General features: G+C 65.0%; 22 protein-coding genes. 13 read left to right on the top strand and 9 right to left on the bottom strand.

The annotated features are described in order from the left end of the window. Positions 1-6: 6 nt before the first annotated feature. Positions 7-1,806, bottom strand: a complete 1,800-nt coding sequence (locus ACGLHR_RS23000; RefSeq protein ID WP_400096505.1) for an IlvD/Edd family dehydratase — start codon at positions 1,804-1,806, stop codon at positions 7-9. Positions 1,807-2,051: 245 nt separating this feature from the next. Between ACGLHR_RS23000 and ACGLHR_RS22995 the strand changes: the two genes are divergently transcribed. Both ACGLHR_RS22995 and ACGLHR_RS22990 read left to right on the top strand, forming a co-directional pair. Continuing rightward, on the top strand, positions 2,052-3,080 hold the full coding sequence (locus ACGLHR_RS22995; protein WP_400096504.1) for a tripartite tricarboxylate transporter substrate binding protein: 1,029 nt from the start codon (positions 2,052-2,054) through the stop codon (positions 3,078-3,080). Between the two features lie 210 nt (positions 3,081-3,290). Then, complete coding sequence (locus ACGLHR_RS22990) at positions 3,291-3,845, top strand: hypothetical protein (RefSeq protein ID WP_400096503.1); 555 nt, start codon at positions 3,291-3,293, stop codon at positions 3,843-3,845. Between the two features lie 156 nt (positions 3,846-4,001). On the opposite strand, the gene ACGLHR_RS22985 is transcribed toward ACGLHR_RS22990, so the two are convergent. After that, a complete protein-coding gene (locus ACGLHR_RS22985) occupies positions 4,002-4,424 on the bottom strand; it encodes a hypothetical protein (RefSeq protein WP_318230999.1) in 423 nt (140 codons plus the stop codon). A 407-nt stretch (positions 4,425-4,831) separates the two neighbouring features. Between ACGLHR_RS22985 and ACGLHR_RS22980 the strand changes: the two genes are divergently transcribed. From ACGLHR_RS22980 to ACGLHR_RS22960, 5 genes are all read left to right on the top strand, one after another. Then, positions 4,832-5,035, top strand: coding sequence for a diguanylate cyclase (locus tag ACGLHR_RS22980; protein WP_400096502.1), 204 nt, complete (start codon positions 4,832-4,834; stop codon positions 5,033-5,035). Between the two features lie 221 nt (positions 5,036-5,256). Beyond that, positions 5,257-6,009: a head GIN domain-containing protein gene (locus ACGLHR_RS22975; protein WP_400096501.1), complete on the top strand. Its 753-nt coding sequence runs from the start codon at positions 5,257-5,259 to the stop codon at positions 6,007-6,009. Between the two features lie 397 nt (positions 6,010-6,406). Beyond that, on the top strand, positions 6,407-7,312 hold the full coding sequence (locus ACGLHR_RS22970) for an NAD(P)-dependent oxidoreductase (RefSeq protein ID WP_400096535.1): 906 nt from the start codon (positions 6,407-6,409) through the stop codon (positions 7,310-7,312). Between the two features lie 250 nt (positions 7,313-7,562). Continuing rightward, a complete protein-coding gene (locus ACGLHR_RS22965) occupies positions 7,563-7,745 on the top strand; it encodes a glycine zipper 2TM domain-containing protein (RefSeq protein WP_400096500.1) in 183 nt (60 codons plus the stop codon). 64 nt (positions 7,746-7,809) lie between these two features. After that, positions 7,810-7,968 (top strand): DUF3309 family protein, encoded by a 159-nt coding sequence (locus tag ACGLHR_RS22960; RefSeq protein WP_183034576.1) that lies wholly within the window; start codon positions 7,810-7,812, stop codon positions 7,966-7,968. A gap of 127 nt (positions 7,969-8,095) precedes the next feature. Here the strand turns inward: ACGLHR_RS22960 and ACGLHR_RS22955 are convergent, their stop codons facing one another. The 5 genes from ACGLHR_RS22955 to ACGLHR_RS22935 all read right to left on the bottom strand — a co-directional run bounded on the left by ACGLHR_RS22955 (position 8,096) and on the right by ACGLHR_RS22935 (position 12,989). Beyond that, positions 8,096-9,268 (bottom strand): acyl-CoA dehydrogenase family protein, encoded by a 1,173-nt coding sequence (locus tag ACGLHR_RS22955; protein WP_400096499.1) that lies wholly within the window; start codon positions 9,266-9,268, stop codon positions 8,096-8,098. Between the two features lie 7 nt (positions 9,269-9,275). Beyond that, complete coding sequence (locus ACGLHR_RS22950; RefSeq protein ID WP_318230993.1) at positions 9,276-10,250, bottom strand: tripartite tricarboxylate transporter substrate binding protein; 975 nt, start codon at positions 10,248-10,250, stop codon at positions 9,276-9,278. A gap of 86 nt (positions 10,251-10,336) precedes the next feature. After that, entirely contained in the window at positions 10,337-11,314 is a 978-nt protein-coding gene (locus tag ACGLHR_RS22945; protein ID WP_400096498.1) for a Bug family tripartite tricarboxylate transporter substrate binding protein, read from the bottom strand. 113 nt (positions 11,315-11,427) lie between these two features. Next, a complete protein-coding gene (locus ACGLHR_RS22940; protein WP_400096497.1) occupies positions 11,428-11,823 on the bottom strand; it encodes a cupin domain-containing protein in 396 nt (131 codons plus the stop codon). A gap of 302 nt (positions 11,824-12,125) precedes the next feature. Continuing rightward, positions 12,126-12,989, bottom strand: a complete 864-nt coding sequence (locus ACGLHR_RS22935; protein ID WP_400096496.1) for a hypothetical protein — start codon at positions 12,987-12,989, stop codon at positions 12,126-12,128. Positions 12,990-13,291: 302 nt separating this feature from the next. Between ACGLHR_RS22935 and wrbA the strand changes: the two genes are divergently transcribed. The 6 genes from wrbA (at position 13,292) to ACGLHR_RS22905 (ending at position 17,863) form a co-directional block, all read left to right on the top strand. Further along, complete coding sequence (wrbA, locus tag ACGLHR_RS22930; protein WP_400096495.1) at positions 13,292-13,891, top strand: NAD(P)H:quinone oxidoreductase; 600 nt, start codon at positions 13,292-13,294, stop codon at positions 13,889-13,891. Between the two features lie 50 nt (positions 13,892-13,941). Continuing rightward, on the top strand, positions 13,942-14,388 hold the full coding sequence (locus ACGLHR_RS22925) for an ester cyclase (RefSeq protein WP_400096494.1): 447 nt from the start codon (positions 13,942-13,944) through the stop codon (positions 14,386-14,388). After that, on the top strand, positions 14,385-15,158 hold the full coding sequence (locus ACGLHR_RS22920; RefSeq protein ID WP_400096493.1) for an SDR family NAD(P)-dependent oxidoreductase: 774 nt from the start codon (positions 14,385-14,387) through the stop codon (positions 15,156-15,158). The genes ACGLHR_RS22925 and ACGLHR_RS22920 overlap by 4 nt, the downstream gene beginning before the upstream one ends. A gap of 37 nt (positions 15,159-15,195) precedes the next feature. After that, on the top strand, positions 15,196-16,149 hold the full coding sequence (locus ACGLHR_RS22915) for a quinone oxidoreductase family protein (RefSeq protein ID WP_400096492.1): 954 nt from the start codon (positions 15,196-15,198) through the stop codon (positions 16,147-16,149). A gap of 92 nt (positions 16,150-16,241) precedes the next feature. After that, entirely contained in the window at positions 16,242-16,901 is a 660-nt protein-coding gene (locus ACGLHR_RS22910) for a hypothetical protein (protein ID WP_400096491.1), read from the top strand. Positions 16,902-17,212: 311 nt separating this feature from the next. Further along, on the top strand, positions 17,213-17,863 hold the full coding sequence (locus ACGLHR_RS22905; RefSeq protein WP_400096490.1) for a DUF3841 domain-containing protein: 651 nt from the start codon (positions 17,213-17,215) through the stop codon (positions 17,861-17,863). Positions 17,864-17,991: 128 nt separating this feature from the next. Here ACGLHR_RS22905 and ACGLHR_RS22900 read toward each other — a convergent pair whose 3' ends face one another. Next, entirely contained in the window at positions 17,992-18,429 is a 438-nt protein-coding gene (locus tag ACGLHR_RS22900) for a DoxX family protein (protein WP_400096489.1), read from the bottom strand. A 107-nt stretch (positions 18,430-18,536) separates the two neighbouring features. After that, positions 18,537-19,430, bottom strand: coding sequence for a pirin family protein (locus ACGLHR_RS22895; RefSeq protein WP_400096488.1), 894 nt, complete (start codon positions 19,428-19,430; stop codon positions 18,537-18,539). Between the last annotated feature and the right edge of the window lie 104 nt (positions 19,431-19,534).

Below are 19,534 nucleotides of genomic sequence, written 5' to 3'. Positions count from 1 at the left end.
GGACTCTCAGGACTTGCGCGGCACGGTTTCGCTGGTCTGCGCGGCACGCAGAAAATCGAAGTCCACGCCCTGGTCGGCCTGCGTCACCGTGGCCAGGAACAACTTGCGATAGCCGCGCTCGGCGGTGGGACGCACCACTTCGTGCTCGGCCGCGCGGCGGGCCAGTTCCGCGTCGTCGATCAGCAGGGAGATTTCGCGCCGCGCCACCGACAGGCGGATGCGGTCGCCGTTGCGCGCGTGGGCCAGCGGGCCGCCGATGGCGGCTTCCGGCGTCACGTGCAGCACGATGGTGCCGGCCGCGGTCCCGCTCATGCGGCCGTCCGAGATGCGCACCATGTCCTTCACGCCGGCGCGCGCCAGCTTCCTGGGAATCGGCATGTAGCCGGCCTCGGGCATCCCGGGCGCGCCGGTCGGCCCGATGCGCTTGAGCACCAGGATGTCGTCGGCATTCACGTCCAGCGCATCGTCGTCGATGCGCAACGCCATGTCCTCGGCATCTTCGAACACCACGGCGCGCCCTTCATGCTCCATCAGCACCGGATCAGCGGCGGACTGCTTGATGATGGCGCCGCCCGGAGCCAGGTTGCCGCGCAGCACGGCCAGGCCGCCCACCGGATAGATTGGTGCGTCGAACGGGCGGATCACATCCTGCGCGAACGGGGCGGGTGCCGCGTCGAGTTCTTCGCCCAGTGTGCGGCCGGAGACCGTCAGCGTGTCCAGATGCAGCAGCGGGCGCAGCTCGCGCAGCAGCGCGGGCATGCCGCCCGCCGCGTGGAAGTCTTCCATGTAATGCTGGCCGGAGGGCTTCAGGTCCACCAGCACCGGCGTCTCGCGGCTCATGCGGTCCAGCCCCGCCAGGTCGATGTCGATGCCTAGGCGGCCGGCGATGGCGGTCAGGTGCACGATGCCGTTGGTGGACCCGCCGATGGCCAGCAGCACGCGGATGGCGTTCTCGATAGCCTTGCCAGTCAGGATGCGGTCCGGCGTCAGCCCGGAGCGGGCCATGGCCACGGCGGTGGTGCCGGTGCGCTCGGCCACCCGCACGCGGTCGGCGGTGACCGCCGGGGCCGATGCGCCACCCGCCACCATCATGCCGAGCGCTTCGGTCAGGCAGGCCATGGTGCTGGCCGTGCCCATCACCGAGCAGGTGCCCACGCTGGCTACCAGTTGGTTGTTTACGTCGGCAATCTCGGGCGCATCGATCTCCTCGGCGCGGTAGCGGCCCCAATAGCGGCGGCAATCAGTGCACGCGCCCACGCGCTCGCCGCGATGCGAGCCGGTGAGCATGGAGCCGGTGACGAGCTGGATCGCCGGCACCCCGGCCGAGGCCGCGCCCATCAACTGCGCGGGCACGGTCTTGTCGCAACCGCCGATCAGCACTACCGCGTCCATGGGCTGCGCGCGGATCATTTCCTCGGTGTCCATCGACATGAGGTTGCGCAGGTACATGCTGGTGGGCGCCGAGAAGCTCTCATGCACGGAGATGGTGGGAAAGTCCACCGGCAGGCCGCCTGCCAGCATGACACCGCGCTTGACGGCTTCCACCAATTGCGGCGCGTTGCCATGGCAGGGGTTGTAGCTGCTGTTGGTGTTGACGATGCCGATCACCGGACGGGAAAGCGCGTCGTCGGTATAGCCCGCGCCCTTGATAAAGGCCTTGCGCAGGAACAGTGAGAACCCTTTATCGCCATAGTTGGTCAGGCCCTTGCCCAGGCCGCTCTCGGCGTCATGCGCCGGCTCGAAGGGGTCCTGCCCCCCCTGTGCCGAGGCGAAAGGGTCCTTGGGGGAATCGTGGGGGCCGGCCATGCTTATCTCCAATAATATTATTGATAATCGAGGTGAGCATCATATCTGGCCTTGCCGCCCCGCCGCAATGGAAAGCTCCACCCCTCACCTTTAATTGAAAATACAGATCAGTCGATAGAAAACTTCTGATTCTTCCATCAAGAGACGGACCCTACACTCTGCCGTAGCGACGAGCCGGGCGTCCCACGCTGCACAGCCTTGCTGTGCCTTCCCATCCATATCAACCCGGCGCAGGAGATTCCCCTATGACCGGCATTCGACGCCCCGCTCGCCGCGGCGTTTTCGCGCGCAGGCGCCATCTGTTGCTTTCTGCCCTGGCCAGCGCCGGCGCCTTGCTGGCGGGCGCCTGGCCTGGCCCGGCCGCGGCCGCCGACTATCCCACCAAGCCGATCCGCCTGGTCGTGCCCTATCCGCCAGGTGGCGCCACCGACGTCATCGGCCGCACCCTGGCGCAGCACCTGTCCACCGCGCTGGGCCAGCAGGTCGTGGTCGACAACCGGGCCGGCGCGGCCGGCAATATCGGCGCGGAACTCGTCGCCAAGTCGCCGGCCGACGGCTACACCCTGCTGATGGGTGCGCTGACTAGCCACGCGATCAACGCGGCGCTATACAAGAACCGCGTTTCCTACGACATCGAAAAGAGCTTCGCACCGGTGGCGATCGTCGGCACCGTGCCGCTGGTGTTCGTGGTCAATCCCAGCGTCAAGGCGAACAGCCTGCCGGAGCGGATCGCGCTGGCAAAATCCACCCCTGGCGCGATCACCTTTGCCTCCGCCGGCAATGGCTCGCCGCAGCACTTGGCCGGCGAGATGTTCAAGCGCATGGCCGGCGTGGACATGCTGCATGTACCGTACAAAGGCAGCGGCCCCGCCATGACCGACCTGATCGGCGGGCAGGTGCTCAGCATGATCGAGACCGTGCCGGCGGCGCAGTCCTACGTAAAGGGCGGCAAGATCCGCGCGCTGGCCGTCACCACCAGCGAGCGCGTGGCCGCGCTGCCCGACGTGCCGACTGCCAATGAAGCGGGCCTGAAGGACTTCGAGGTCAACTCCATGTTCGGCATCGTGGCCCCGGCCCGCACCCCCGCCCCGGTGGTGGACCGGCTCAACGCCGAACTCAAGAAGATCCTGGCCGAGCCCGACGCGAAGGCCTCCCTGCTCAAGCAAGGCGCCATCGCCACCTGGACCACGCCGGCGCAGACCCAGGCCCGCATCAAGTCCGAGCTGGCGAAGTGGACCGCGGTAATCCGGGAAGCGGGCGTCAAGCCAGAGTAAGCGTCGTCGCGGGCCCCACCGCCCGATACCGGAAGCAGTTTGCCCGCCCCGCCCTCATGTGACGGGGCGGGCGCCTGCCATCTCACGCCTTGACACCCCGACGATTCCGCCTATGATGACTAGCGCAATGCTGCGGCGCAGCAAGTGACGATTGCCACCGACGAAATCCCTTCGGACGCGTTGCCTCGTCATGAACTATCGGAGACGCTCATGGCTACCCCCTCTCACGCTGAACTCGTCGAGGCGCCTCTGCCTTACCCGGTCATCGATTTCGGCCTGGCAAGCCCCTGGGCGCAGGTGGCGCAGAAGATCAGCGCGCTGAACCTGCAAACGGCAAAGACGCTCATCGCCGAGGGCACCGACTACCTGCGCGAGGCGGCCGCGCAACCCTTCAGCTTCACCACGTTCCGGCCCGAGCTGGCCGACGTGATGGCGCAGCACATTGCCGCCTACACCCACAGCCTGATCGAGATCGTGTTTGGCGCGAACGCTGATTTTTCCGACAATGTCCAACGCCATTTCGCCGCGATCGGCGGCCAGGACCCGTTTCAGTGGTGCTTGATGGGCCGGGATTTCCTGCCGGAGTACAGCAACGGGCTGCCCACCATGGGCGCGGCGATAACAGGGTGGGTCGCGGCCTACCTGCCAGGCGGCAAGCCGCTGCCGCAAGCAACAGTCGAAGCCGCGCCGCGCAAGACAGCGCTGCTGGTGGCACCGGCCGACGTTGTGGAGCCGGTCGTGGAGCCGGACAAGCCAGCCGAATAAACCCGGCGCCCGGCGCGGTACTTGTCGATGACCAGCATCGAGGCCGCCGCATCGCCGGTCACGTCTTCCAGCAGCAATGCGCTGCCCGCCTCGCTCATCAAAAAAAGCGCTGATCCGGTAAGCCTGGATCAGCGCTCGCGCAGGCTCCATGTTGCGTCATTGGCAGGCGGTGCCGGGCACTGGCTTGCCCGAGTTGGTCATGCCCTGGCAAGCGTCGCCGACAATGGTATCGGCGTCGAAGGCCGCGTTGTTATATGGCTTGAGCCTGCCCGCTACCGTGCAGCAAAAGCGCGGCTCGCCCGGGACGGGCGTTGCAGGCGGCGCGCTCTTCGCCATGCGGGAGGACATGGGCGCTGGCACCTGGCTGGCGGCGGGCACCGGCGCGGGAGCAATGCGAGAGGCTGGCGGCTTGGCGGGCTGGTCGACGCTCTGGTCGTCGTCATCCGGAGACATGCATTGGCCCTTCTGGCAGATCCGATCCCCTTTGCACTGCATGTCATATTGGCAACCCGCTGCGTATGCGTGCAGCGGCGACGCCATCGCCAACGTGGTGGCGAACAGCAAGCCCAGCGTTCTCATGTTTCCTCCTACTCAACTGCCAACGCGAATCGTACGAACCGCCCGCGCCGGATCGTGCATTCCGGCCCTGGCACAACGCCGGGCATCGCGGCGTTTTGCGCTGGGATACCCGACTTCGGCGACGACCGCCACTTCAGTCGAAGCGATCCACCGCCACCTCTAGCATAGGCATCGGGACCCGCCACAGGGAACCCCGCGATGCAGGCGTGTGAGCGCCGCGCCACCAAGCGCGGCAACGGAAAATGAGCGCCCCGCTCCGTGCTCGGCCAGGGCGTCGAAACGCCCGTGTGAAACTGGTTGCGCCCGGCGCCCGCGCGCTTCCAGTCCTTGCATGATTGCCGCTGGATTCGTTATTCGTTGTACGGCCCTGCCCCACCTGACCATCTGATCCTCCAGAGGCGAGTCGAATGGTGTTTCGCACCGTTGAGTCCGCGTTGCTGAACAAGCCGGTGCAGGACATCGACGACTTCAAGAAGGTCAATGACCGCTATGGCCACGACATCGGCGACGAAGTGCTCAAGCACGTGGCCGCTGGGATCAAGCTGGTGATGGGGATTGCCAGTACGCGCGCCTGGGCGCAGAAGAATTCGGCATTTATCTCAAGGGGATGACGCGCGCCGAGACGGAAATCCGCATCGACCTGCTATGCGGCAGCATCCGGTACGTGCCATCGGCGCACCCGTGACCATCAGCATTGGCGTCACCCACCTGGTCTGCGGCGACACGCTCACCAGGCGCTCATCAAAGCCGATGAAGCGCTCTATGATTCAAAGAGGACCGGCAAGGACAAGTACACGTTTCACCGGGAAGCCAGCCAGCCTGAAGGATCGACATGACCCGCATCAACCTGCTACGCGCCACCTGGGTGGCATCCGGCTGCCTTGCCAGCGCGGCGCTGGCCCAGCAAAGTACCGTTGTCATCAACCAGAGCGGCATTTCCGCATCGGGCGCATCCGGCAGCAGTGTCGTCATCGTCAATGGCCAGGTGGTGACTTCCCATGACGCTACCAAGGGAGGTGGCCCCGAGAAGACCGAGCAGCGCCTGGTCGGCGCGTTCTCCAGCGTGCAGCTCAATGCCCCGGTCGATGCGCTGTTCTCGGCTTCGCGCACGCACTCCGTTTCCATCACCGGCCCCGCGGACGTCCTGCCGTTGGTGCTCACCACCCTGGCCGACGGCAAACTGACCATCGGCCTGAGCGCGCCGGTCGTGCTCGCGGCGCCGCTCAGGGTAGCCATTACCGGGCCATCGCTGCAGGCGGTCAGTATTCCCGGCGCCGGCACCCTGCGGGCGTCCGGCCTGCACGAGGCATCCATCGACCTGCGCCTGTCCGGTTCCGGCTCGATCGTTGCCGAGGGCACGGTGGGCAGCTTGCGCGCCGCCATCTCCGGCTCCGGCGAGGTGGATGCCAGCGCCTTGCGCGCACAAAGGCTGGACGCGCAGCTCAGCGGCTCGGGCCGCATCCTCGGCTATGCGTCGGATGCGGCCAGCGTGGCACTGACGGGATCGGGCGACATCGTCGTTGCCGGCAAGCCGCACCAGCGCGCCGTCAGCCGTACCGGTTCGGGCCAGGTGTCTTTCGAATAGCCTGCCCCGCCGGGCCTACCAGGCAGCCAGCCCGTCCACCGCCTGCTGAGTGATGGCAACGCCATGCTGCGCCCGGCTGGCCAAGGCGGAGATCGCGCGCAAGGTGCAACGCCTTCTGGAAGACGCAGCGGCGCCGCTTGCATTAGCGCCGCGGCCACGTCGACTACCGTCAACCGGTTCGATCGGCGTGCCTTCAGCGCCATGAAGCCCGCTGCCTATCGGCAGCTAGCGCGGCCATCGCTTGGTAGTCAGTAACCGCAGCATGCGCTGAGGCTTGTTGGCCGGCTCGCTGCGCCCGACACGCGAGTACGCACGACAATTTCCCACGCCAGCGCTTGTTGACGTTGCAGTGCAAGAATGGCAGCATTCCCGGCTTCGGTGGGTTGCCCACCTGGCCATACACTCGCCCGCCGCCAAACTCGGGCTTCGGAGTTTTCAAGTCATGCGCGTTGCATTTATCGGCCTGGGTGTCATGGGCTATCACATGGCGGGCCACCTCGCCGCCAACGGCCATCAGGTCACCGTCTACAACCGCACGGCTAGCAAGGCCGAGCAGTGGGTCGCGGCGTTCGGCGGCAAGTCGGCTGCCACGCCGGCGCTGGCAGCGCAAGGCGCCGAAGTGGTCTGCTCCTGCGTGGGCAACGACGATGACCTGCGCTCGGTGCTCGCTGGCAAGGACGGCGCCTACAGCAACGCGCCGGAAGGCTGCGTGTTCGTGGACCACACCACGGCCAGCGCCAATGTGGCGCGCGAGTTGTATGCCGCGGCTAGCGAACGGGGTCTGCACTTTGTCGACGCGCCCGTCTCGGGCGGCGAAGTCGGCGCGCAAAAGGGCATCCTGACCATCATGTGCGGTGCCGACGAGGCCGTGTTCAGCCGGGTCGAAGCAGTCCTGGGCGCCTATGGGCGCGCCGTCACCCGCATTGGCGGCTGCGGTGCGGGCCAGCTGGCCAAGATGGTTAACCAGATCTGCATCGCTGGCCTGCTGCAGGGCCTGTCCGAAGCCATCGCCTTTGGCGAGCGCGCCGGCCTGGACATGAAGGTGGTGCTGGACGTGATCAGCAAGGGCGCTGCCGGCTCCTGGCAGCTGGAACACCGCGGCCCCACCATGATCGAAGACAAGTTCGATTTCGGCTTCGCGGTGGACTGGATGCGCAAGGATCTGGGCCTGTGCCTGGACGAGGCGCGCCGCAACGGCGCCAGCCTGCCGGTCACCGCCGTGGTGGACCAGTTCTACGCGGACCTGCAGCAAGACGGCTGCGGCCGTGCCGACACCTCCTCGCTGATCAAGCGCCTGCGTTGATCCTGCGGTGATCCTGCGCTGACCGAACGGCTGCCGGGCACGTGTGCTGCCCGCTTCGCCGGCTGTTCGTCACCCCCACCCTCCAGCTTCCTTCCTGACGCCGCGCTCGCGGCGTCATCCAATTCCTACATCCATATCAGAGGCCGTCCCGCTGGGCCGGTCTGCGCACCCGGCTATCTTGTAGGCATGGCAGGCGCGCCCGTTAGCGCCTTCAGTGCCGTACGCGGCATCAAGCACGTAGGAGACCAACATGTTGAGACTGGCAAGCGCGCTCATCGCGGGCGCCGCACTACTGATCGGATTGAACGCTTGCACGGCTACCGGCGCAGTGGCTGGCGGCGTGGCTGGCCATGAACTGTCGCACGGCAGCACCGCCGGCACGATTGGCGGCGCGGTGGTTGGCGGCGTCATCGGCCACGAACTGGGCAAGTAAAGAGACACAACGAGATCACGAGATAGCGCGAATCCCACGCTGATCCCCCATCAAGGAGCCAATCATGGCCATCGGTACGATCCTGCTTATCCTTCTTATCCTGCTGCTGATCGGCGCACTGCCAACGTGGCCGTACAGCACGGGATGGGGCTACTACCCCAGCGGCGGCCTCGGCCTGGTCGTGCTGATCGTCGTGATCCTGGTGGTCATGGGCCGGCTGTAGCGCAGGCTGACTTCCTGAAATGAAAATGCGCCGCATGGAAAATGCGGCGCATTTTTTTATTGTTTTCATCGCTGAAAGAATGGCAATGCCGCCGGACGGATTAGCAGGCAATGCATCAAGAGCGGGATCAATACGACTTCGGCAAACCCAGCACGCGCTCAGCGATATGGCACATGATGAGCTGCGCGCTGACCGGAGCAATCCGCGGGATATAGGACTCGCGCAGGTAGCGCTCCACCTGGTATTCGCGCGCATAGCCCATGCCGCCCAACGTCAGGACCGCGGTCTGGCAGGCCTGGTGCGCGGCCTCCGCCGCGAGGTACTTGGCGGTATTGGCCTCGGCCCCGCAAGGCTTGCCGTTGTCGTACAGCCAGGCTGCCTTCCACACCATCATGTCAGCGGCTTCCAGCGCCATCCACGCTTGCGCCAGCGGATGCTGGATGCCCTGGTTCTGGCCGATCGGGCGCCCGAACACGGTGCGCTCCTTGGCATACCGTGTTGCCGCCTCCAGCGCGACGCGGCCAAGGCCGACGGCTTCGGCGGCAATCAGGATGCGCTCGGGATTGAGGCCATGCAGGATGTACTCGAAGCCGCGCCCTTCCTCCCCGATGCGGTCCGCCACCGGCACCGTCAGCCCGTCGATAAAGAGCATGTTGGAGTCCACCGCGGCGCGCCCCATCTTGTGGATCTCGCGCACCTCGATGTGCTTGCGGTCCAGCGCCGTGTAGAACAGGCTCAGCCCCTGCGTCGGCTTGGCCACCTTGTCCAGTGGTGTGGTGCGGGCCAGCAACAGCATGCGGTCGGCGACCTGCGCGGTGGAGATCCAGATCTTGCGGCCGTCCACGCGATAGCTGCCGCCATCCGCCGACAGCACGGCCTGGGTCTTGAGATGGGTGGTGTCCAGGCCGGCGTCTGGCTCGGTCACGGCGAAGCAGGCCTTCTCGGTCCCGGCGATCAGCGGCGGCAGCGCCGCCTCCTTCTGGCGGTCGTTGCCGAACACCACCACCGGGTTGAGGCCGAACACATTCATATGGATGGCCGACGCGCCGGAAAACCCCGCGCCGGACGCCGACACCGTCTGCATGATCAACGCCGCCTCGGTAATGCCCAGCCCGGCGCCGCCATACGCTTCCGGCATCGCGATGCCGAGCCAGCCCGCCTGCGCCATGGCCTGGTGAAACGCGTGAGGAAATTTGCCTTCGTCGTCCAGCCCCGACCAGTAGTCGGCGCCAAAATCGCTGCATAGCTGCGTCACCGCTTCGACGATGGCGCGCTGCTCGGGGGTTCTTTCAAAGTTCATGCCTGCCTCACTCCGGCTGGATGCCAGCGTCCTTGACCAGCTTGGTCCACTTGACCAGCTCGCCGGCCACAAAGCCGGAGAACTGCTTGGGCGATTGCCCGAATGCCTCAAAGCCCAGCGCCTCGAAGCGCGGTGCCACTTCCTTGCTCGCGGCGATGCGCGACAGCTCGCGGTTGAGCCGCTCGACCACCTCCGCGGGCGCCTTCGCCGGCGCGAACACGCCATTCCAGGAAGTAATGTCGAAGCCCTTCAGCTCAGGCGTGTCAGCCAGCGGCGGCAGCTCCGGCAGCAGCCGGCTGCGCTGCGCGGTGGTCACCGCCAGCGCGCGCAGCTTGCCCGCCTTCACGTTGGCAATGCCGGCCGCCACGTCGACGAACATCATCGGCACCTGCCCTGCAATCACGTCGGTCATGGCCGGCGGCGTGCTCTTGTACGGCACATGCAACAGGTCCAGCCCGGCCATGCGCCCGAGCGTGGCGCCCGACACGATGCCGGTGCTGTTGCCGCTGGCGTAAGACATGCCCGGATGCGTGCGCGCGTAGGCAATCAGCTCCGCCACGGTCTTGACCGGTAGCTTGGGATTGACCACCAGCATGAACGGCAGGTTGCCCATGCGCGCCACCGGCGTGAAGTCGCGGATCGGGTCGTACGGCAGCTTCTTCATCAGCGAAGGGTTGGCCGAATGGGTCGTGTTGGTGGTCATGAACAGCGTGTAGCCGTCCGGCGCGGCCTGCGCGACGATCTCGGCGGCAATCGCGCCGTTTGCCCCGGGGCGGTTGTCCACCACCACATTGGCCTTGAGCGCATCACCGAGCTCCTTGGCGGTGATGCGGGCCACCGCGTCGGTGCCGCTGCCGGCGGCGAACGGCACCACCATGCGGATCGGTTTGCTGGGATACGCGTCTGCCGCCGCCGCGAACGGCGCCGCGGCGAGGCTCAGCAATGGCAGCGCGGCGCGCAGCAGCGTGGTGAGGCTTGGCATAGTGTTGTCTCCTGTTTTTTTGGCTAGCTATCTCGTTGTCGTGGATTAGCTTTGTCGCTGCGATGCCCACGGGGCGCCACGCCACTTCATGGCGCGGTCTTCTCTTTGTAGTTCGTGTCCTTTACCAGCTTGGCCCAGCGCGCGGCGTCATCGGCGATGATGGTGGCGAACTGCTCGGGCGTGCTGCCGACGGCCTCGTAGTCGATGGCGGCAAGGCGCTCCTTGATATCCGGCATCGCGACGATCCGCACGATTTCCTGGTTCAGCCGGGTGACGATTTCCTTCGGCGTGCCTGCCGGCGCCAGCAGGCCGGCCCAGGAATTGAAGTTCATGCCCTGGATACCGGCCTCCTGCATGGTCGGCACATCGGGCAGCGCCGGCGAGCGCTTGGGCGACAGCACGGCCAGCGGGCGCAGCCTGCCGGCCCGGATCATCGCCATCGAGTTGAACGGGTCGATGGTCATGTCGACCTCGCCCGCCACCACGGCCTGCATCTGCGGACCGGTGCCCCGGTACGACACGCTAACCACGTCCGGCGTGCCGGCAGTGGATTTGAACGTCTCCCCGATCAGCTCGATCATGCTGCTGCCAGCCGACAAGCTCAGCGGCCGGCTCTTGGCGCGAGCCAGCCCGACAAACTCCTGCACGGTCTTGGCCGGCACCGACGGGTGGACCACCATCACAAAACCGATGCTGCTGATCAGGCTGATGGGCGCAAAGCTCTTCAGCGGCTCGTAGCCGGCCTTGTACAGCACGGGGCTGAGCGTCTGCGCGCCGGCGGTGTTGAGCAGCAACGTATAGCCATCGGGCGCGGCACGCGCAACCGCATCGGTACCGATGATGCCGTTGGCGCCGGGACGGTTCTCCACTACCACCGGCTGCTTCAAGGCCTCCGCCAGCTTCTGCGACAGCAGCCGCGCCACTACGTCGGTGGCGCCGCCCGGCGCGTAAGGCACCACCATGCGGATCGGCTTGGTGGGATAGGCGCTGCTCCACGCCAATGCGGGCATGGCACTCCAGATAGCGGCGCACACCAGCAAACGGCGTCGGGAAGACAGAGTCATCGGGTTCTCCTACCAGGCTTGAACAACAAACGTCGCAGCGGGTGCAGGCACCCGGGCGGAATGGCGGCAATGCGCAGCGGTCAGCAGCGGTCGGCAGCGGTCGGCAGCTGTCCTCAGGCGGGACGGATCACGCGCTCCGGGGATTCCTCGTAAGGCGGGGCGTAGATCACCAGCAGCTTCACGGGCTCGTCGCTGATCACCGTGAACACATGCATGGCCTCGGCCGGGAAGAAGCAGCAATCGCCGGGGCCAAGCTCGCGCGACTGCCCGTTCACCTCGGCGCGCGCCCGACCCTCCAGCACATAGCAGTGCTCGATGCCGGGATGCGCGTGCGGCAAGGCGCCCTTGCCGCGCTCGATGGTGCCGTGGATGACTTCAAGCTGGGTGGCGCCGACATTCTCGCGTCCGATGATGCGGCGGTTCAGCGTGCCGACATGGTTGGCCGGATGGTAGCCGGGCACTTCCTCGGCACGGACGAAGTAAGTCGGTGAGGACGACGGGGGGGTCATTGCAGTCTCCATGCCGGCCAGGCCGCACCCCTTGTGGGGTGCCGTCAAGCCAAGCTGTTTTTCATGTTTGTGAAAGCTATTTTATGTTGATGAAAAAACTAGTCAACTGTTTCAGCCATCCCGGGAGCGCCGCGACCCCTGCGCAGGCTTGCGGCGAACCTGATCCATTCGCCGACCGGCCGATCGGTTAGTCAATTTCCCTGGCGGGAGGATAAACGCGGGAACGGGGCGACTCCCACCGCCTGGCCGCTGCGGCGGTTGGTGGCCAGCCCTTCCAAGCTGCGCCCTCGGGCCATGGCCAGCTATTCAATCTCCGCCACATCGACGATTTGCAGCCGATTCTGGTAGCGGACTTCCTGCCGCATGACGAAGCGCCGAGCCGGGCAATACCAGTCCGTCATATCGAGCAGCGTCGGCTCCAGTTCGACCACGATGTCGCCCAGCCGGAAGCTGCCCGTATCCACAAACTTGGTATAGCGGATCGGCCAGCAAAGAAGCGTGCCGGACGCGAGCGTCAGGCGCTGCAGAGCGCCAACCGTGCGATCGGACAAGGTCAGGCGGACATTGGAAGCGACCATTTCGGAGATGGTGGAGCCAGTACCACGATCGACGATACGAAAGTAGTAGCGGGATACGAAGGTCTCTGGAGGAAGCACCTGCCCTTCGACCAGCGCCGGCGGATAAAGCAGCAATCCATTCGAATTCGTACTCATTTCCCCGATCATTTCGCTATAACGGCCGTAAGCGTGAACGCGCGCGTTCACGCTGCTGACAAGGGGCTGCCCGGACCGCTCGTCGATCACGATGCGATGATGCTGTACCGTCTCCACAGGCGGCCCCATCAACCGGCGCAACGCCGACTTCGAGTAAATATCCAGGTCAAGCGCGCAAGTATCCCGCTCCAGGTCATTGACGTTGCTGAGGAATGCGAGCGTCGTCATCGGCGTCATTCCGTCCGCCTCGAAGCGGATTTTCCCGCCGTCATGGATGTAGGGCGCATCGCATATCTGGCCAGCGCTTGCGTGCCCACTTGTCACGCCCAGCAGGGCAGCGGCAAGCATGCCGGCAGCAAGGAACACGGCCCGGGAAAGCTTGGGCCGCCGCACCTGCCATGGCTGCCAATGGGCAACCCCGCCCGCCTGTCCGAAATCAAGCACGAGTCTCATGGTGTCGCGAAGAAACCGAAGCCATTGGATGGGATGGATGGGACTTGACGCCCCGAGCAGTTAGGGCGGCGTTCCAGCTGGCCCGCTCCCCATGCTGCATCTGGCAGCCCGACCTGGTCAGGAGCATACACCGGCGCTCAGGGCGTACCGCGGTCACCACCGGCCGCACGTCGCTTTGAGGGCGTCAATCCATCTATTTTCTAGATGCTTCTCATCGAAATAAATAGGCTACCTAGATGGATAGGCGGCCGCTACGATTCAACTCACACGGCTCGCGGAGCCGCGCCACCAGGAGAGTTCAGATGGCCAAGGTTCTTGTTCTGTATTACTCGTCGTACGGTCACATCGAAAAAATGGCCGATGCCATTGCCGAAGGCGCGCGCGCAGCGGGCGCTCTTGTCGACGTCAAGCGCGTGCCCGAGACCGTGCCGGAAGGCATTGCCAGGAGCGCTCACTTCAAGCTTGATCAATCCGCTCCGATCGCCACGGTTGCCGAACTCGAGCACTACGATGCGATCGTCGTCGGCACCGGTACGCGTTTCGGCCGCATGTCCTCGCAGATGGCAGCGTTTCTTGACCAGGCCGGCGGCCTCTGGGCACGCGGCGCGCTCAACGGCAAAGTCGGCGCGGCGTTCTCGTCGAGTGCGACACAGCACGGCGGCCAGGAAACCACCCTTTTCTCCATCATCGCCAACCTGCTTCACTTCGGCATGACGATCGTGGGCCTCCCATATAGCCATCAGGGCCAGATGAGCATGACGGAGATTGTCGGCGGTGCCCCGTATGGCGCGACCACCGTTGCCGGTGGCGACGGCTCGCGCCAGCCGAGCGAGATCGACCTCGCGGGCGCCCGCCACCAGGGGAAACTGGTCGCGAAGACGGCGGCCAAGCTTCGCGCCTGAACACGGCAAACCTCTCGCAGCAAGAGCTACCCCTACAAACGGAGGAAATCATGCAACAACAAGACATCGGCGAGATCGCCAAGGCCGTCGTGCGTCGCAATACCGCGGAAGTCCAGGGCGGCGGTGACTGGGCCCTGTTCGACGCGCTGTTCTCGGACGACTTCCTGGACCACACTCCGCAACCGAATTGCACCCCGGACAAGGCCGGCGCGTTGGGCCTGTATCGCAAGTTGCGCGAGGCATTCCCCGACTTCCACGCCGAAATCCACTGGCAGCGCGCGCACGGCGATGTGGTCACCACCTACAAGACCTACCACGGCACGCACAAGGGCGACTTCCTCGGTGTCGCGCCGACGAACCGCGCGGTGCAGTTCGAGACGGTCGACGCCATGCGCGTGCAAGACGGCAAGATCACCGAGCACTGGGGTGTCGCCAATCTGTTCTCGGTGCTTCAACAGCTCGGAGCATGGCCCATCGGATCGGGAGAGCCCACATGAACACCAGCATCCTCACTGGCAAGGTCGTGGTTGTGACCGGTGCGGCCAGTGGCATCGGCAAGGCGGTTGCCGTCCAGGCTGCCCGCCATGGCGCCAAGGCGATCATCGTCTCGGATCTGAATGCCGAGCCGCGCGAGGGCGGGCGCTCCACCCTCGACGAGATCGCGGATATCGGTGTGCCCGCACGGTTCCATCGGGCTGACGTCAGCCAGCGCGCCGACGTCGATGCGCTGGTCAACGCGGCAGAGGCGTTTGGCGGCATCGACGTAATGGTGGCAAACGCCGGGATCACGGCAAAAGCCGACGGATTCGACGTCACCGAAGAGGACTTCCATCGCCTGATGCGGGTGAACCTGGACGGTACGCTCTTCAGCGCGCAGGCCGCCGCCCGGCAGATGAAGGCCAACGGCAAGGCGGGAAGCATCGTGCTCATGGCCAGCATGGGCGGGATCGCCGGCGCAGGCATTACGGTGGGCTACTCCACCAGCAAGGGCGGGGTCGTGCTGATGGCCAAGTCCCTGGCCGATGCCCTGGGGCCGGACAGCATTCGCGTCAACGCCGTTGCCCCAGGGACCATCGATACGCACCTGCTGCGCACAAGCCCCGGTATCGCCCAAGCGGCAGAGGGCTTTCGCCTGCGCACTCCGTTGCGCCGGTTCGGGAAGCCCTCGGAGATCGGTGACGCGGTTGCGTGGCTGGGCTCCGATCTTTCCAGTTTTGTGACCGGCACCGCCTTGCTCGTCGACGGCGGACTGCTGGCCGTGATCTGAAGACAAGCACTACAGCCCATTTACAGGAGTACAAGACATGAGCACCGTCATCCGATTCCACGTCCACGGCGGCCCCGAGGTCCTTGAGGTGGAACAGCAAACCCTTGCGCAACCCGGCCTTGGCGAGGTTCGCCTGCGCCACGAGGCCATTGGCGTCAACTTCATCGACACTATCTTCCGCAAGGGCATCTACCCGGTGTCGTTGCCTTCCATCCCAGGCGTCGAAGGCGCCGGGGTCGTCGAAGCCCTGGGCGAAGGCGTACACGGGCTCGCTGTGGGCGATCGCGTCGCCTACTTCCTGTCTCCGGGAAGCTACGCACAAGAGCGGACCATTGACGCCCAAGCCCTCGTCAAGCTGCCACAGGATGTGTCGGCCGAGCAGGCAGCGGCAGTCCTGACCAAAGGCCTGACGGCATGGTCCGGCCTTCACGGGTTCCATCAGATCAAGCGTGGCGAAACCATACTCGTCCAGGGCGCGACCAGCGCGGTCGGCCGGCTCCTCTCGCGCTGGGCACGCGCGCTCGGCGCTACGGTGATCGGCACCGGCAGCGTTGCCAAGCAAGACACGCTGCGCGCGGATGTCGATCATGCACTGGCCTCGGACGATCCGGATCTTGGTGCGCAGATCCGCGACATCGCGCCTGCTGGCGTGGACGTCGTCTATGAGTTCGTGGGCCGGGCCACCTTCGCGGCTTCCGTGGCCGCGGTGCGGGATGGCGGGACGATCGTGAACATCGGCGCCGCCTCGGGCGCGCCCGAAATCGACAATGCCGCCCTCGCGGCTCGGCAAGTGCGTGTCGCCGGAGGACCGATGGCCCAACACCTGCAAGGCCAGGCGCGCGACGAAGCCGTCGCCGCGGTGTTCGAAGCGCTGCGTGCTGGTGTCTTCGGCGAGACCGAGGTTGTGCGCTACCCGCTCGCCGACGCGTCGCGCGCGCATGAAGACATCGCCGAACGACGCCGCTGTGGCACGGCAATTCTCATTCCCTGAGGCGCCCGCGGCGCAAGCACCCTGCCTCGTGCCGCGACGGTCGGCACCGGCGCCTGCCCGCCCCCGCCTCTAAGCTACCTGGAAACCCAACGATGCAACACACCACACTGATCAATGGGCGCACCGACCTGCGCACGGCAGACGCCCTGACCCTGATGAATGTCTCGCCGAGGTTCGACGTCACGGAATGGCCCAGGCAGGTGGAGAGGTTCCTGCATAACACAGAGAATCCTCTGCACAGGGCAATCCTCAAGAACTACCTGCGCCACCTCCTGCTGGAAGTATCCGGCTACTGGAACCAGATCATCGTGCCCGAACTCACCGTGGAAGAGCCCATGTACCGCGTGGGAGACCGGCGGGAAATGAAGTTGCTCACGGGCAAGGCCGCCGTCGAAGGCTTCTACCGCGAAGCGTTCGAAACCCGGACCAACGTAATGGGTGCGCGGACCATGAACATGGGCGTCGAAGACTATGGCGTCACCACCGAGGCCGTCTGGACGCACGTCGTTCCAGGTGCGACGCTCACGGGGCATGATATCGACGCGGATCCCGCGGCGCACTACCTCATGACACATCACCTGTTCCAGATCTTTACCTATACCAGCGAGGCCAGGCCCAGGCTGATCGCGGAGCGGATCTACGATGACCCGGAGAGCTACAGCTACGAAAAACTGGCGCCGGCAGAAGTCGTGACGCCGGAGATGGCCCGAGCACAGTTGGCACCATTCCTGGCGCGTGCGACGCTTGAGTAGGCTGGGCGGAGGAACGGCCGACAGGCACGCTGCATGGTGCGTCAGCGATTTGAACGCGACTGTTCTCGGCCGAGGTCGTTGTTGCAGGCGCGCACGCCATTGCCGGTCATTTGCTTTTGACCATCGGCGCCGGATGTCGGCTTTTCAACAGCGAACAGTCACCGCTCAGGTCGCGGTGTCCTCCCTCCACCATTGCTGCGTACTCGCGATCCGATTCGGAACATCAACGTCGCGTTATTCGGATAGCCGCCTTATAGTTAAACGATCATAAGTGCCGCGCACCACCGGATTGATGCCCGCCAGGAAATGAATTGCGCCTTTATACAATACAACCAGCAAACGTCTACCATGCTCTTCTTCGCGGGCAGTCGTTCCGATCGGAGCCGTTTGTTCATCCGGAGGCAGATCTCGACTTTCAGTCGGCGTATGACTGGCTCGTTGGCGAGATGGAGCAACGATGTGGACGCCGCCCGAGAGGGGTCACATATCCAGTGTGGGCTTGGTATTTGTGGGAAGGTAAGAAAAAGGCGCGTCCGGATTTGCGCTATCGGCGCGTCAGAGACAATGCGATCGACGGCGATGCCGTGCTCCTGACGCTTGATATTGGCGATGAGCGAGTTGTTCTCTCGGACTATGACGCATGGCATCATCCCCTGAACTACTGGTTTCTTGGAACGGCTGCACAGGCGGAGGTTTTCGAAGCCAAATGCTCGGCGGTGAGGCTTTCGGCATACGAGCATAAGCCTCTACCTCATCCGGCACTTCACTCAGAACTCATAGCGTCCTGGCGTGGCATCTTCAATAAGGACGGTGCACCATCGATGCTTGAGGGGATGACCGACCCCACCATTTCAATCCAGGCGACATTCTGGGAGCTACACCCAGGGGATGTCGTGGATGTCGTGGGCTTCGGCAGGATTGGGAAGACAAGGAAATTGCCGCCGCCCCGCGCCGCCTTTTGATCCACGGCGATTCAAGAATCTATGCGTCAAGATTTTCCACCTACCGATGCGGCGTCACGAACGTGGAAACACTGGAATCCGGGCAGCGAAGTGGTACCCCGACTATCCCGGGTTGCGAGACCTCGCCGTTATTGCGCCGCCACAGCCCGCGTCGCTGGCGTGCGGCGGCCGTCGAGGCTGAACGCGCCGGCGCCATAGTGCATCACCTGCACCAGGCCGCCGGCCATGGCCAGGTTTTTCAGGAAGTGGAACATCTGGTTCTGATCGCCCAGCGCATGGTGGAAGATCAGCGCCGTCACCACGGCGTAGACCGCAAGCAGCGCGGCCATCAGTCGCGTGCGGTAGCCGGCGATCAGCAGCACGCTGCCGGCTAGTTCGAGCACCAGCGCACCGAAATAGCCCAGCGCCGGCGCAGGCAGGCCGAGCGAGCCGATATAGCCGATGGTAGCGGCAGGCGCCATCAATTTGCCAAAGCCGCTGACGAGGAAAATGGCGGCGATGAGAGTGCGGCCGATCAGGGGAAGGGCCGGGTGCGCGTTTGCGTTGGTCGAATTCATGGCTTGCATCCTTTGTTTTAGAAATGTGAGGTGATGGGTAAGAAGTGAGTAGTAAGTCGTGGGTAATGGGTAATGGGTAATTAAGCGGAAAGTGCGTGTCCTGCGGCTGCTTCGGGTTACCGCAGGCGACCCTCGGCGCGCAGTTGCATGCCGATCCTGGCGATCTCGGCTTCGCCCTTGCGGAGCGCCTCGTCGGACGTATGGACGGAGTAGTAGCCAAGCGACAGGTCGTGCGGATGCGGGACTGCCGATGCGACGATGAAATCCGCATCTGACTGGGCTGCGAATTCGAGCGGGTCTTCCGATTGGGCGAAGACAACGAGTTCGTTGTGCAGGAACTCGTCGTCGACAGCCAGCGTGCCGCGGTTGGCATGTGCCCAGGCCACGGTGTGGCCTTCCGGCGGCTGGTAGCGCCAGCGCTCGCCGGCGGCCAGGCGCACGTGCTGCAGCGCCACGCCGGAAGGCGCGGCAACCGGGCTGTTCCTGCCGGACTGGGTGCCGAGAATCACGCGTGCCGGACCCGTGCGCGGGATCGACGAAGCGGGGAGGTACTGGCTATGCGGCAGCCCGTTCTCGAGACTGCGCGGCAAGGCGACCCAGAGCTGATAGCCTTGGAACCTCTCTCCCTTGGCGGGACTGGCGCCGTGCCAGATGCCATTTCCAGCTCGCATCCACTCCACGCTGCCTGAATGCAGCACACCGGCCGCACCGGTCGTGTCCTCATAGTTCAGTTCGGCCTCGATCAGCACGGTGAGCGTGGCAATGCCCGAATGCGGGTGCATGGGGAACAGCGCGTCGCCGGAAGGCGCGAAGTCGAAGTAGTCGAGAAAGACAAAGGGCTTGATCAGCTGCCCCACGTCTCCCGGGCTGACGATCCGCGTGACGGGGCCATGCCGGCGCCCTTTGGTACGCAGCACGATGGGACGGGTGGCTGCCGCTTGCGGCTGCGCCATGGGGTGCCGGGTCTGGCGCTCTTCTGCTGCGCGCCCGGCCTGCGTTGCGAATTTCATCAGTTTGCTCGGGAAACCTCGCCCTTTAGGGCAGGGATGGATAGCGCGGACGCCGAAGGCGTCCTCTCAAAGCGCCGGAACGATCTGGAATTGCTCAAAGTTGC

It is taken from the genome of Cupriavidus sp. CuC1 (genome assembly GCF_044627735.1).
Classification (GTDB): Bacteria; Pseudomonadota; Gammaproteobacteria; order Burkholderiales; family Burkholderiaceae; genus Cupriavidus; species Cupriavidus ulmosensis.
Note: the sequence above shows the minus strand (reverse complement) of the source record. Positions and strands in the feature narration are given on the sequence as shown.